At 50.0% G+C, this 15,372-nt stretch carries 8 protein-coding genes; 4 read left to right on the forward strand and 4 right to left on the reverse strand.

The features are described from left to right. Positions 1-73: 73 nt before the first annotated feature. From GO984_RS01480 to GO984_RS01490, 3 genes are all read left to right on the forward strand, one after another. Positions 74-865 (forward strand): HalD/BesD family halogenase, encoded by a 792-nt coding sequence (locus GO984_RS01480; protein ID WP_157020810.1) that lies wholly within the window; start codon positions 74-76, stop codon positions 863-865. 106 nt (positions 866-971) lie between these two features. Continuing rightward, positions 972-2,231 carry a M24 family metallopeptidase gene (locus GO984_RS01485; protein ID WP_167740180.1) on the forward strand — a complete coding sequence of 420 codons (1,260 nt, stop codon included), beginning with the start codon at positions 972-974 and terminating at the stop codon, positions 2,229-2,231. A gap of 45 nt (positions 2,232-2,276) precedes the next feature. Next, positions 2,277-3,779: an aromatic amino acid lyase gene (locus GO984_RS01490; RefSeq protein ID WP_157020812.1), complete on the forward strand. Its 1,503-nt coding sequence runs from the start codon at positions 2,277-2,279 to the stop codon at positions 3,777-3,779. Positions 3,780-4,080: 301 nt separating this feature from the next. Here the strand turns inward: GO984_RS01490 and GO984_RS01495 are convergent, their stop codons facing one another. Both GO984_RS01495 and GO984_RS01500 read right to left on the reverse strand, forming a co-directional pair. After that, positions 4,081-5,685, reverse strand: coding sequence for a hypothetical protein (locus GO984_RS01495; protein ID WP_157020813.1), 1,605 nt, complete (start codon positions 5,683-5,685; stop codon positions 4,081-4,083). Between the two features lie 930 nt (positions 5,686-6,615). Continuing rightward, on the reverse strand, positions 6,616-7,317 hold the full coding sequence (locus tag GO984_RS01500; RefSeq protein WP_245230954.1) for a hypothetical protein: 702 nt from the start codon (positions 7,315-7,317) through the stop codon (positions 6,616-6,618). Between the two features lie 158 nt (positions 7,318-7,475). On the opposite strand from GO984_RS01500, the gene GO984_RS01505 reads away from it, so the two are divergent. Further along, a complete protein-coding gene (locus GO984_RS01505) occupies positions 7,476-8,096 on the forward strand; it encodes a CGNR zinc finger domain-containing protein (RefSeq protein WP_157020814.1) in 621 nt (206 codons plus the stop codon). A 366-nt stretch (positions 8,097-8,462) separates the two neighbouring features. On the opposite strand, the gene GO984_RS01510 is transcribed toward GO984_RS01505, so the two are convergent. Together GO984_RS01510 and GO984_RS01515 are read right to left on the reverse strand one after the other, a co-directional pair. Then, positions 8,463-11,597, reverse strand: a complete 3,135-nt coding sequence (locus GO984_RS01510) for a hypothetical protein (protein WP_157020815.1) — start codon at positions 11,595-11,597, stop codon at positions 8,463-8,465. 14 nt (positions 11,598-11,611) lie between these two features. After that, positions 11,612-14,695, reverse strand: a complete 3,084-nt coding sequence (locus GO984_RS01515) for a hypothetical protein (protein WP_157020816.1) — start codon at positions 14,693-14,695, stop codon at positions 11,612-11,614. Between the last annotated feature and the right edge of the window lie 677 nt (positions 14,696-15,372).

Consider the following 15,372-nt stretch of genomic DNA (forward strand, 5'->3'; position numbering starts at 1 on the left):
TATGGTACCCAATAATTGATCTGGTTGTGGTCGTCCAGCGCTTGCGTTCAATTGAGACAATGGAGGACGCGATATGAACCAGTTTATCGATCTTGAAAAATACCCATTGGACCGCCCGGACAGTGCGGCATATGCCAAATTGGTCGAAAAGTGTCAGGCTGACCTTGCCAAGGACGGAATGTTCAATCTGCCGGGTTTTTTAAAGTCTGGAGTGGCACAAGCTGCGGCAGATGCTGCCAAACCGGCAATGGACAACGAATCATTCCGGCATGCCCGGCGTCACAACGTCTATTTCAGAGACACGATGCCGGGTATCACCGATGACCACCCGGCAATGAAGAAAATTGAGACCGTGAACCACACACTCTGCGCCGACCAGTTGGAAGGTAATCCGGTGATTGATGTATATAAGTGGGCACCTTTTGCAGCGTTTCTGGCCGCAACCAAAGGCAAAGAGAAGCTATATCAGATGTCCGACAAAATGGCCTGCGTAAATGTGCAGGCGACCCGTGATGGCGAAGGGTTGAACTGGCATTTTGACCGGTCTGAATTCACCACAACGATCCTGCTTCAGGCCCCGCAAAAAGGCGGGCAGCTAGAATTTCGCAAAGACCTGCGTTCGGCTGATGATCAAAACTTTGACGGCGTAGCGGCGGTGTTGGCAGGAAACGACCCTGAAACCAAACAAATAATGCCCGAACCGGGAGCCCTGAATGTTTTTCGGGGTGTGAATACACCGCACCGTGTGGTTCCCGTAGAAGGGCCAACCGACCGCGTGATTGCCATCTTTTCCTTCTATGAACAACCCAACGTAGTCTTTTCAAGCGAGGAGCAGCGGGGATTCTACGGGCGCTCAGTTGTTTGACGCTCTCCGCTCGCCCTCTGAATATTCCGGTACGGACTACAACAAAACATGACGACAGGGTCTCCACATTATGGTGGGAGCCAGTACTTCATTACAGGATGTCACAATGACTCAATCCCAGAGCGTCTTTAAAGATGACCGTAAGCTGACGTATTTGAATGGTGACGGCGCAGATAGACCGCTGATTAGCCCGGTGCCTCAGACAACGTTGGACAAAGCTCGTTCTTACCGCTTGGGACGTTTGCGAGAGCAAATGGCGGTGCATGATGTGGCAGGGCTTTTGCTCTATGACCCAATCAACATCCGATACGCATTTGACAGCTCAAACATGCAAGTCTGGACTGGTCATAATCCAGTTCGGTATGCTCTGATCCTAGCCGACGGACCGGCGATCCTGTGGGAGTTTAAGGGATGTGAACATTTGAATGATGGCTTAGATGGTATTGACGAAATTCGTACTGCAGTCTCATGGATGTTCATGACCAAGGGCGATAAGGCACCAACTGGCGTCAATATTTGGGCTGATGAAATTGCAGATGTTTTGCGTCAACATGGTGGCGGAAACACTCGCTTTGCAGCAGATAAACTGGATGGCCCCGGTTTGCATGCTCTTGAAAATGCCGGTTTCACCTTTGTTGAGGGTGCAGAGCTTACCGAACGCGCCCGGTCTATCAAGTCAGTTGAAGAAATTGATTTGATGCGTTGGACAATCCGCGTTTGCGAAGCTGGTATGGCACGGATCTACGACCACTCTGTCCCTGGCGTTACCGAATGTGAACTCTGGGCTCATCTTCACTTTGAAAATGCACGTTCTGGCGGTGACTGGTTAGAAACCAAACTATTGGCTTGCGGACCGAACACTAACCCTTGGTACGCCGAGTGTTCCGATCGGATCTGTCAGAAAGGGGAAATGATTTCTTTCGACACTGACATGATCGGCCCATACGGCTATTGTGCGGACCTTTCGCGCAGTTGGACATGTGGCTATACGCCAATGAACAGCACGCAAAAACGGATATATTCAACGGCGTTGGAGCAAATCAATCACAACATGTCCATCCTAAGCCCGGGGATGAGTTTTGCCGAGTACAATGATAAGAGTTGGCGTATCCCTGAACAACATGCCGATTACCGTTATTCCCTTGCTGTACACGGGGTTGGGATGGCCGATGAATGGCCCGTAATACCTCTGCATGTAGATTTTGACGACACAGCTACTTCGGGGCAGATCGAACCCGGCATGGTGTTATGTGTCGAGAGCCTGGTTGCTGAGCAGGGATCCGAAAGCGTTAAGCTGGAAACGCAGGTTCTGATTACGGAATCTGGTTATGAAAGACTGGATAGTTTTCCGTGGGAAACCATTTGATCCGATGGATTTCAACGCGTGACAATCCTATATTGAAAGTGAGCTATGGACAAAGTTTCCCACCTGCCGACCGGCGGTCCAATTGTGCTGAACGGGGTGTCTCTGACCTGCGAACAGCTGGTTGAGGCGGTACAGCAGAAATCAAGAGTGACGTTTACGCAAGAAGCCAGACAGCGGATAAAAGAAGGTCGTGAGGTCGTACAGGAAGTCGTGGCCAGCGGTGTCCCCGGTTATGGGATCACCACTGGCGTCGGATCGCAAAAGGATTTCATGGTCGCAGCAGACGGTGTACTGGATTTTAACCGTCGACTGGCTCGGGCACATGCAACCCATGTCGGTGGTGCAGTGCTGCCAAAAAGCCGAGTCCGGGCTGCTTTGATAATCCTCGTCAATGAGTTTTCACTTGGTTTATCCGGTGTTTCGGAACCTTTGGTTCAATTGCTCACTGACAAGATCAACACCGCAAAAATGCCCGAGGTATCGTCGTACGGCACTGTGGGTGCGGCGGATCTCATACCGATGTCTCAGATCGCGAATTGGCTGCAAAGCACGCCGGAAGCTCAGAAACTTGGCATTCCCGGCCCAAAAGAGACGTTGTCTCTTATCAATACCAACGCGATCACCCTGGCTACCGGAGCTGAAGTTCTGATGGAAGCGCGCTCGATCTTGGACTTGGCAAATCTGTCGTTGGCATTTTCGCTTGAAGCGTTTCGCGGTAATCTAGATTCAATTTCAGAACAGGTAAACCGTGCCCATCAACGTCGTGGGCAGGCGCAAGTCAGTGAGAAGGTGCGCGATCTTCTATGCAACAGTAAACTTTGGAATCCGGATCAAGCCCGCCGCATTCAGGACCCGCTGAGTTTTCGTTGTGCATCGCAGATCCATGGTGCGCTGTGCGAGTTGCTCGACCGAGCGATTGAGATTTGGGATCAAGAGCTGAATTCCGTAACAGACAATCCGATTGTCGATACTGTTGCTCAGTGTGTCCGCTCGCACGGCAATATGGATTCAACCCGCATGACTCTGGCGATTGATGGGTTACGGCAAGCCTTTGCCAAAACATTGGATATCTCTGGTGAGCGGCTCCACAAGCAACAATGGACCGAGTTTTCCGGACTACCCACTGGTTTCGCCGATACCAATAGCCCGCTGGGCGGCGTGCAATTCTTGAATCTTGGTCATTTGGCAGCGTCCCTTATCACATCCACCAAGATATGGGCCGCACCTTCGTTGCTTTTATCTGTAGGCCAACTCGCTGACGGAGTAGAAGATACCGCAGGTCATGCATTTCACTCGGTTGCCGATTTTGAACGTATTCTTGAAGCTGCCCGTCAGGTTTTGACCATAGAAATCATAGTATCTGTCTGGGCAATCAACAAACGTGAGCTACCAGTGTCAACGCTGGGTGAAGGTCTACGGGACTATGCTGCGAGAATTACCCCGTTATTGCCAATCGGGACTGAAGGAATGGATGTTTTTTCAATCGTACCGATCGTTGAAGCCCTGCGTAGTACCCCATGCAAAACTGAAATTCCATGTCAAGTTTGATGGGCAATAATCCAACAGAGGCAAAAGGCATCCTTTTGCGGCAATAAAACCTGTTTTCCACTGCTCTCGACTACTGGCTTTCGGAGGGGGCGCTGACAGATTTTACATTTCAATAGCTTAGCTTGCCGCTATGGGGCGGCGCAGGGCCGGTTAAAATCACCGTTGTGGCCTCAAACTAGCTCATCATCAAAAATCGATCATCCAATCCCATTGGACAAAAAGGTCCATTGAGCGGACTAAGCAGTCGTCGCCAAGAAAGTCTCAGATGTCCGGCTTTCTGGTAACAAGCCCAGATCTGAGGTCAATCCAAGTTTCGGCCTGCAATCAGGTTATTGAAGTGCTTCTTAACATCAGTTTCGGGTTCCACTCCCATGAACTTTTGTAGCGCCACCTCCGTGCCTTCCGGCCAGTTTTCTCGACGCCATACAGACAGAGCTTTGAGCGCCATAATCCTATTTCTCACAACTGGGCTCTGCAGGCCTGCTTCGACAAACGCCCAACCTTTCCCAGGATAGTCGCCCAAATCCCGCAAGATGAAGTCGAGTGCAGTGTGCGAAGCATATTCAATGCCAAGTCCCAGCTTGTTACTTGGACCGGTAGCGATGTCGTCGAGAGGAATTTTCTCCATCCCCAAAGCTAAAACTTCGTCAATGCGGCTTGGGTCAGATCTCCGCATCAGGTCCCACCAGTAATCTTCACCCGCCTTGGTCCGGTTTACGAAATGTGGCCAAGGGTCGACCCCGAGCTTTTCGCATGCTCTGCTGGCATCCCAGAATGCTTGCCGATCTCCGTGTTTCAAGTCGGCAATGATCACCTCTTTCCAGTCGCGACATGAAAGCAATTTATCGAGCTTTTCGGCGATTTCTTTAGCGTCTGACTGCGACCAATCCTGTTCGATTTGCCGTTCGCCAGACAGATATTCACCAACGCGCTCTTTAAGTTTCCAAAGAAACCGGTAGTGGGACGCTGTAGAAAACTTGCCTTCACCGTGAGCCAGTAGTCGGCTCACGGCAGCGCAACCATGTTCATAGTCGGCCAAGCCTTCGGCGGGACCTCCTTCCCCAGAAACAAGTGTGTCGATAAGTTCAGATGCAGAGTTAAATAGCTCAGAATCTATTTCATCACGCTGTAACGCGAGATGAAGTTCACCCGCACGAGCACAAATGCAGGCCAAATACTCATACATAATGCTATTCTTGAAGCCGCTCCGTAAAAGCCAGTCTTTGATCTCTGGGTTATTCGTATCCGTAAGTCGTTCGACCGTACTGATACGACCCCACCCTTCGACAGACTTGGCCAATTGCCAAAGAACTTCGTCGTTGTAAGATTCGTTGTTTGATATTGCTACAGCCGAAAAGAGTGTAAATTCATCGTGCCTTCCCAGTGTCAGGAAGACTTTTGAGTCTTCGACTTCGCGTAACAAACCAAGCAACGCCATCGATAATTTCACCGGTTCTCGGTCAGCCGCCTTCGTCGTGAACCAGTAGACAATCTCTCGAATCCGACCTCCGTTGATTACTTGCTGTTCATGAATGCGCTTGACCAGCGGGTCGACTACCTCGAGTGCCGAGCTGTCTTTGAACATTCTGTACAAGGAGTGAACGTTACGATCCGAAGCGTTTTCACAGGCGGACATCAATGCTGCATGCAGGTCTGAAACAATTTCGTCCTGTATCTTTGAGGAGCCGTGATGGCCGAACATTCCGTCCATCGCTCCGGAAGCAAAAGATATGGAGTTGGGGTCGGCCTCAGGCTCATCCGGGAGGCGGTAACCTCCCTCTGATAGGTCCTCATGGCGCTCGGGGTTGATGTGTTCAGCGATATGGTCGTAAATTGACTTTCTGTCCCCCCAAGGTGGATTTTTGAAATTTGGTGGCCATACTGGTTTCTTAAAAAAATTGAACATAATGGGTTCACTCTAACTATGCTGAGCTGCGGAGCACTCGTTACCTCCGGCGATATTGGTACATTTTTAAAAAATGGTCTTAAGGACTCAATCGACTTGGTCACGTCTACAAAAGTACACAGTGAGTACTATAATTCCATTTCTTTAGGGTCCTAACCTCTGCGCACCGTACGAATGATGGCATCACAGATTGCCGACCTGGCCTTAGCTGGGCGGGAGAGGCTATACCAAGCTGCGAGCCTATTGCCTAGAGAAACAGCAAATATGGACGTGGCGCCAATCGTGAGAAGTTCCGAGATAGTGGTAGTCTTTGGCTTACGGACTAAGGGAAGGACAGGGGTGATGGCTATGCTTGTCCGGTGACTTATCCGAATACCGCACGCGACGTGGCAGCTACCCCTCGATGTTATCTTGCATTGTATGGCGCTCTCCCCTGTGTTCATGATTAGTCCTTTAACCTCGTTTGAGGCCATCGGTGGGATGTCGCCTCTCAACCCATGGAAAAGACTTTATTGATGGGCAACATGCCACTCAATAGACAAGGAACCAACAAATGAACTGCGCTGTCTGGAAGCCGGTGGGCGCTTTTTGTCTCATCTGACATTGGCACAGGGGGCTAAGATGCCGAAGAAACCCTGCGCGCATTTATAATGTTATCAAAGGGAAAGGCGCAGTAATATTTTCACTATGGGGTTCTTCCCAGTTACCGAATTTCAATCGAGACCAGATAGTCTGGATGAGTGGTTTCACACCCGACCATTCACCGAACCAACTCCAATGCTCTCAAATAGATAGTGTTCTCTACTGGGGAATGACTGACGAATGAGTTCGACATCTTGATATGGAAGGGAGCCAAATACGCCTTTTTGATGTGTTCGAGCTATATCAATATGCAGCAGGTTTAAACGTCGCAGAGCGCACTAAAAAGCGCTAGTTTTCAGCAAAACAATAGAACAGACCAGTCCCGCCTGAACCCTGAAGTTTCGTTTGGCTACACCCCCATGTCACATGGGCTGAATTCCACTGTTTGGGACGTGCACCGCCACCAACGCGATCATGATGGCCAACCAACGCCTTACCTTTCCCGTTTGTTGTCCAATTTGAACATGTCAGGTTGTATTCCAAATTTGCCGTCCCGTCCGGTAATGATCCAGTGAGAATATCGTGCATGTTGGGTTTGTCCCCCAGACCATTCACAACTTCACCTTTTTCGGTCAAGGAGGTTTGCTTGCTAACTCCGGTATCTTCACTGTGCAGATGATCCAGATCGCGCGCTATCATCACACCAGTTGAATTGTGCCACGGGCCGGTTCCAATACGATCCCGTGCATTCACAGCATCATCACCAGAAGTGCTTAGATAGGCCCGCCAAACCTTTCCTGAAATACCCGCAGCTTCTGCAAGCTGGGTACAATGCGCGTCCGCCCCCTCAAGCCCACCCAGATTTGCACCTTCTCCTTTGCCTTCGCTCGTTATGAAAAAACTGGTATTTTCATCAGCGGCATGGGCCTGAGCAGCTATAAGAGTTGGCAAGAAAATCGCTGTCAAAACAGCCCATAAAGCAACCATATGGCCAATGTCTCGACGGTAAACCAGTATCATTTCATATCCCCGTGAGTAATTAATTTTCATGCGTTTTCAACGAAGGTGACCCGTTGCTATTACGCGGCACCCATAAAGGCTTATTGATATACAAATACGATCATCTACGTGGCGACATATGTGCCTGATGTTCGGCTGGCAAAGTTTGCCATTTGATTCTAACCGTTAAAACAAGTTATACTGGTTACATGAGCATTGCAACAAACCATCCTTCTGACCGCGAATTCACTCTTATTGGTGGAGTGCTTTGTCTGGATTTTGCCAATACCTGCAGCGGAAGGGAGGGGGCGTTTTATGAAGAGCGTATTCTTACACTTTCAAATTTGATTGCTTGGTCGCTGCAGTCAGAATGTCTGGATTGGGCGGAAAACAAGATCGAAAATGCCGTTAATGGGTTAAACCAGCGACAATCAGCGTCGCTTGTTCGTACAGCGCGTTCAATTCGAGACAATATATACGCCGTGATGTCGGCCATTAGTAGCAATGAAACACCATCGGCAGACCGATTGAAAGCGTTGCAGGATCACTATGTCGCGTGCCTGCGCGTCGCCAGATTTTCTGTTCAGGCCAGCGATGGATGCTGGGATTGGCGCGAAAGCAGCGTGCTGGGAGCAGCAATATTCGGACCCATATTGCAGTCCTTTTTTGAATACCTGTCAAAGATAGATAATGCGAGATTGAAGTGCTGTCCTGCGCTCGATTGCAAATTTATTTTCCATGATTTTTCTAAAAATAAGTCCCGACTGTGGTGCGACATGGCAATTTGCGGCAACCGGGCAAAAAGCCGACGGTTTGGCGAAAAGAATTAACAGTGAATGCTAAGCCACTCAATAATTTGAAAACTGTCCTGCTTTTAGTTAGTGCTTTGCGATTGGTAAAGACTGACAAATGTCGAGAAGATGCCCGAACATTGTTAGCGATGTGGGGTTATCCCCAATCATCAGTTATCTTGCCAGGAAGATCGTAACAGCGGCGCAGAACGCGTTTTTGACTGATCCAAGAACATCCACTTCACATTGGGTTGCGCTTGATCTGTTGGTCGCGATATGGGGCTCAAATTTCTTTGCCGGTGTTGATTACAGGTTGGCCTGCAAACATGTAGTCCAGAGTATGCACCATAATTGTCGATCATCCGCCAATCCTTTGGGGTGGCGGATGATCAAAAGCATCCAGGCTTAGGTTACCAATTCAGGGTAGGCCTTCAGGGCCGTGATATTGCCGGTCACAACCTTGCTGCCTGCTTTGGCAATAGCGGCATATGTCTTTGCTGCCTTGGCCATTCCGTCATGTTTATCGCTGCCCGATTCATTCATCGGCTGATATGCAGAATAGGCGGCCTCAAGGCGGTCAAGAATATACTGTTGTGTCTCAAGCCGATCCAGCACTGCTTGATGTCTGTCGGGAAGATCCTTGGCCACGCCTTCTTCGCTTTCGGCCGCTTTTGCACTGCGGGCCCCGTCGAATTTTGCGGTTTGGCCCCAGTCAGGTACTTGGGCGAGATTGGCAAGAAGGCGGTCAATGGCTGGGGTGGACGTGCTGGCTTCGTTTAGCAGAGGTGTCGCCGACTTCCGCGCTGTCGCCTTGAACATCGTCCAGTTCGCCAGTTCCAAAGCGGGCTTGCCCGGTGCCCATTTGTTATCTTTTTGGTAATCGACAGCAAGAACTGTTGGATCGTCGGCAAGTTCATTTTCAAGGTATGCGACAAGCCGCACACAGATGTCTTTGTCATTTTGCAAGGCAGTGACTGTCAAACCAGTGGCCTTTATCGCCTGTTTGGCGGCAGTGTCCCCCTGAATGGCCGCACCATAGGCGATACAACACTTGGCGAGGGTACTATTCAACCTTAAAGCCTTTCGTGCAGCCTTTCGGTTGCCCGGATTGCTGCGCGCATCCTTATAAGCGGCCCAGCCAATTTTGATTTCGGCTTCTTTTTGCATCTTATAGGCAAAATCCACCACTGCTGAAGCCATACTTGCCCCAGCGGACACAGCCGTCGAAATGCCAGAGGGATCAAACATACGGGCCACGTCAGACGAGGCTTTTAGCGCGGACAGAATGGCCACAATTGCCGCCTGGGAAAGGTGGATTTTGGCATTGCGCACGGTGTTTTGGATCGCCGCCGCTGCGCCACCTTGCCCGGCCATTGCCACATCCATGCTATCGCACCAAGTGTTATGAACCTCGACGCATTTGACCAGCGTATAAATATCGCGCACCAGTGCCTGCATTGAAGCGACAGCGCTGGCACCAGGAACCAGCGCTACGATTACGCCAGCGGCCCCACCAGACAAACCGTTGATCAGGGCTACTTTTTGGCGCAGAGCTGCCGTGTTGGCCATCGCCCTGTCAATGGCATCTTCGGCGTCAGCAATTTCTTGCGGCGTTCGGGATGTAATCCCGGTGTCGGGGAAGGCCTTGGAGTAGGTTTCTTCAAAGGCGTCGACTTCGGCATCAACGTCGTCGAACATTGCCTGAACCACTGCAGGACTAAGGGCGTCTTTCAACTCCTCCTCTGCCAGTTCCTGTTGTTTCGAATCGACTTCGGCATCTATGAGCTTCTGAAGCTCCTCTACCGAAGCCGGGTCCATCGCTGGAAGGTTCGGTTTGATCTGCCCCATGTTGATCTTTTGAACGCCTGAGACCGAACTGCTGATCGCATCCATCGCCTTGGCAGCTGCTTTGTCCTGATTTGCCTCCTGATTGGCTCCTGTGGTTTCTAGGTAGTCGCCTTCAATGGGGGTGTCAGACACCTGACGGCGAAAGTTTTCTTCTGCACTAACATCTTTGTGCATCGCGTCAAAAATGGCCTCGGATGAAGGAGCAAGTGCAGCAGCAACAGCAGCGCCTCCAAGCAGCATTCCCAATGCCTTGGTATCTCCGCGTTTGTAGGCAGCAACAATTGCTGGGCCATTTCCAGCCTGGGTGATGGCCACCTTTAGTGCATTGGCCAGCAAAGCAAGCTGGGCTTTACTGTCCTTATCGGCCTGCTTTTGTTTCGCCTTTTCGTCGGGTGTTGCGTTCGCGTCAACGGTGTTGATTTGCGAAGCCGCTGCGTTGATACTGTCGGCGACAGCCCCAGCAAGTGTCCCAACCGCCGCGGCAATCATGGCAGCCCTTTTGGCTTCATCTGGTTCTTTCCAGATGGCGTAAGCCGCCGGAACCAAACGTGCACCGGCAAAACCTGCATTCAGAGAACAAGTAATACAGGTAACAAATCCGGCTTCGGATTTGCCTCCATCTTTGGAACCCGCTAAAATCCCTGCTGTTGCGCTCTTTACCGCCATGCCCTGCGCAATTTCCAGCCCTTTTGACAGGGTTTGCGCCCATTTTGCCCACTTGTCCTGGTCTTTAGGTGCATTTTTATGTTCGATTGCAACCTCAGTTAGCGACAGACCACCGTTCAACAACGCTGTGCCCGCGTCGATGTACTTGGGTATGTTCTCCAGCTCTCTCACTTGCTTGTCTTTTGCTGCAATTTGCGCGTCAACAGCTGATGTATCACCCGGAGGAACCTGATTTTTCAGGGCTTCTTTTTCCCCTTTCAGCTCGTTCAATTCGGTTTTGCCAGCCGCGACGTCGGTGGCATTTTTCATCTGAAACGACCCGGACACGATGGCCCCGGTCACGGTGATCGTCTCTTTGGCTATGCGCAGACCAAAGGCCAGATTATCCTGTGTTTTGGTATGCGTAGCCGTGTATGCCGACAGTTTATCGGCATACAGATCCTGTGCGCCTTTGAAGGCGATGGCATGTTCGGAAAAATCGTCAGGCACCATATTTTCAGGGATCAGTCCGGATCGAACCAAAGGTGTCCAAAGTTCATTACGGATGTCTTCATCTGAAAAAAGCGGATTGCCTTTGTTATCGAACTGCAACCGCATGGTCTTTTCCATCTCCTTGATCCGCTGAAAAGAGTCCGTCAGCGCGATCAAGTCTTTTGGATCGATGTTTTGAGTTTTCTCGTTGATATCGGCAATCGTATCGACTTCCACGTCGGCCCGCAGTTCATATTTTGACAACAGCCCCGTATTGGTGTCGTTGTCGTCAGCGCGCCATTTCATTTCGCCAGAATTGCTGCTCAGCTTTCGCCAGAGAATATTCTTGTCTTTCGGATCTTTGATTTTCTTAACAACGATGTCCTGCGCCTTGTCTATCTCGTCGCGCACATCATCCAGGCGTTGGCGAATGTTTTCGTCAAGAACCTTTTGTTTTAAAACGTCATGAGCGATCTGATCATTGACCGCTGCAATGTCGATTTTCTTGCCTGAGATCCACTTGATCCAATTGGCTTCATCTTCGCTAAAGGACATCTGTCAGACCCCAATTAAACTGGTTGTAATTTTGTAAGAACATCTACGTCAAAACTGTGTAGTGCCGAGGCAAAGCCGTCCCATGACTTGTTCGAGAACGGGTTGCCGCGATAAACTTTGAGTGCCGGATGCGCGTCCATTTCGGTGCGTATTCTACGCACTTCCGCTAGGGCCTTTTCCCTAACTAAGGCCAATGCTTTCTTGCGGGTCACAGCGTTTTTGTCCGCAAGGGCTGCGGCCGCCTCAGTAGCAATGTTTTTGTCCAGCGTCAGGATTTTTTCAAATTTGGAATAAGTGACTAACCCAAGAGTCTCGGCGACGTCCGAAGCTGCATCTTTCAACTCTTCCAGCACCTCATCTTCCTCAGCCACACCCGAGGGTTCATATTTTGCCTTGTCGATAATGCTGGCTGCGACATTCGACGCTGACTTTGAGATATTTTCCATTTTGGTCTTCAGCGCATTTTCCCATCCAGGGAAATCAGGGCCCGTTGCCTTGCCTGATTTGATGACAGAAAGGTTCTGAAGCTCGTCATCCAATTGCTTTGCACTGGAAATTTGCGGTTTGATCTGAGCCACCCCCTGTTCGGGATCAGTGATCTTCTTGGTCGCATCAAACTGCGCTTTCATGCTGTCGTATACGTTTTTGTATTCGTTGTAAGACGTGAGAGTAGCTTTCTCTTTCTTTAAAGTCTCGGCCGCACTTTTCAGAGATGCCTCGACTTTTTCCTTACCACTTTCAAATTCGGCGACAGCAGCCTTGCGGTCAGACGCGCCCTTGGCTTCTTTCTCAAGGAATTTTGCAAAGTCCTCCAAAGCTTTAAGGCCGTTACTCGAAGGATCAAACTCGGCCATCTTGCCATCTATTTTTACTTCTATCGCTTCGGCTTTTGCCTTGGCTGTTCGAATGCCGGTTTCCGATTTGGTCTCGAGCGTCTGACGCGCCGTATTGATATCGGATTTAAACTCTCCCTCGAGTCCGTTGCTGTCCAGAGCCGGGCCGATATCTTCCAGAGCCTTTTTCATGCGGGCGAGCAAATCTTCTGCTTCCTCAAGTTCTCCGGGGGCACTGGTGTAGCCAAGCATTAAGGCTCCGGGTCCTTCTTTAATAAGGTCACGCAGCTGATCTGCCAGGTTTGGTTTAGGTGCTTTTTTCCCACCAGCCAGCTTTGCTTCTACCCGTTTTACGACGATCTCAGCATCGTCGTATTCTTTGGACAAAGCTGTTGCAGCCTCCTTCTTGGCTTCGAGCGCCGCGTGCAGCTCATCCACTTTTAGCTTGGCCTGCGCCGGCAGGTAGCTGGTGATATAGTTGTCTTTGAAATTCTCAAACTCGACCTTCAGTTCGTACAGGCCGTCCGGAACCCAGGAAGAAAAACGTTTTTCAGCCAGGAGCTTATCGCATTCCTTAACCTGCTTCGCCACATAATCATAGTCGGGGCCACCTTTCGATATTGCCGCAAGATCGGCCTGACCCTTAGCAACAGCGGCTTCAATTTCAGCGAAACAATCCGGGGACTGGCTTTGGGCAAGCAGCTCCAACATTGTGGCCTGTTCAAGCAGCAGGTCCATAGCTTCGCGTGGAATATGCTTGTCGGAAACCTTGTCTTGTGTTCCGCCGCGCTCTGTCTTTATCTCGAAGTATTTTGTGACACCGTCTTGCTTTATGACCAACAGTTTGTCCGAAGGGACATCCGCCAGCTGGGCTTCCTGTAGCTCCCTTGTATTATACATGGATAGGAGGCCCTGCAGGATCTCGTTCTTTGCATCCTGCGCCCGGTCTCGGGCCAATTGGTCACGCAGCTGCGGCACATACTCAGCAATTGCCTGTGCCAGTGCCTTATCAAAGCTATCAGCATGGGCCTGAATATTTGCAACATCAGGTACGTCTTTTGCGACTTCAATATCCCGTGCTTTGGCAATTTTTTTAAGTTGGGTGCGTAGAGTGTTTTGATCATCCCCTCCGCGCCCCCAAAAGCGGTCGAGCTCCACATTAAGCGCCGTGAGCTGTTTGTTCAGCTTTTCAATCTCAGACAACGGCGGATCCTGTGCCGGCGGCAGCGCCATCCGAGCGGAATCGCGAAAGATCTGATGCAAACTGCGCGCTTTGATAAAGGCAAATTCTGCTTCCGGGTTTTTACCCTCTTCGGCAAGTCTTTTACCTTCGTCGATGATGCTCATCAGGATTCTGAACTGATCGTCATCAATATAGGTGATTTCTTTTTCTTCAGGAAACAGCTTTGCGTCCAGGAGAATGCGCTTTCGGTCAGTTTCATATTGATTGGCTTGATTGAAATACATCCCGCCATCACCAATGAGCAACTCCAATGATGGCTCACCGGGGGGCTTCAACTTCGTTCCCTGATCAGCCAGCAGTTTGGTAACAGTCTCTGCCGGGTCTACAAACCACTCCCACAACTCATTCTCAGCCTTGGCGATCTTGGCTGCGTGTTGGGCCATCAAGGCCTCATAAGCTTCGAGGCGGAATTTGCGGGCGTTAAGTTCGTCCAGTTGCTCTTGACCTTCGTGAAATGCTGTGGCGGCCTCTCGTTTGGCAACTCCAGGCTTGGCCTTAGCAAAAGCACTGCGCAGCGAGGTAACCTCCTCTTCCAACGCTTCGGTCTGTCGGCTCAACGTTTTCAGGCTTTCGGTGATAATCTTGGCGCGCTGCATCTCTCGTGCTGCAACTGGACTGCCATCTGCCATCAGTTGAGCAATTTTATCGTGCGCATGCCCGTTAATTGCAATGATCAAACTCTCAATTATGGGTTGGCGGTCGCCCTCGAGTTTATCAACCAGATCCCCAGCCGATGAGACAAAGCCATTTCGCAGAGAAGCCTTATCAGGGTTTTGGGCATCAACGATCATCGCATCAATGCGATCAAAGCATTTTTGGCACATTAAGTCATGAGCGGTTACTGCTTGGGACCGCTGTTGCTCCGCAACCTCATCCGGCAGTTTCATTCTTACAATGCTCTCTGATAACAGCTTGGTGTCTTCAAACTGTTTCAGTGATTGAATTTCGGCGCGCTTCCTGAACAGAACTCCGATTGTGCCATCTTCTATAATTTTGGGCTGATCAGGTATTTTGGCCTTCAAGTATTCAAGATTTATTTGGTGTGTGCCCAGACTTCTCGCGCCTTGCACGAATTCAGGGTTTTCAGAATCCGCGTTTGACAAAGAAACGTGGATACCATCCACTGCATTCTTGATTGTCGTAAATGATTTAGTCAGGGAGACAACTGTTTCACGAAAAGCCAGGACCTCATCGTTAACTTGCCCTTTGGGAATAGCCTTCAGAGCTTGGCTGCACTGACCTAACATGGCCCGAATTGCGTCAAGCAAAGAGTCTACTTCAGATTTTTTCTCTAAATAACTCTGATATTCCTGTTTGATCCGTGTGTTATGCTCAAGTTCTGCATCTCGCTTTTTTTGCTTGCGCTTGAATGAACTTGGGGAAGGTACAACGTGGAGATAATTTGCTAGGAACGTCAATTGGGTCGAAGTCAATTCAGTCATTAGAACAATCCATTACTGGCAATTCGCGAAACTCTTTAGAAACAATTCCTAGTTAAGTTAAACCGATGTTGAGTGCGATATTGTGTGTCAACAAAACGGGCTCTTAGGACATATATGGCTTCCAGAGACTTTAGCTGAGATAATATAGTGAGGTGAAGCGAGCGGCAACGACGCCATGTGTCAACCACGTCCAGATAGCGGAGAGCTGCCGAAACAGAAATTGGCTACCTCTCTTTGCTACCATATTGTCGGTTGTT

The sequence above is a fragment of the Parasedimentitalea huanghaiensis genome (genome assembly GCF_009753675.1).
Taxonomy (GTDB): Bacteria; Pseudomonadota; Alphaproteobacteria; order Rhodobacterales; family Rhodobacteraceae; genus Parasedimentitalea; species Parasedimentitalea huanghaiensis.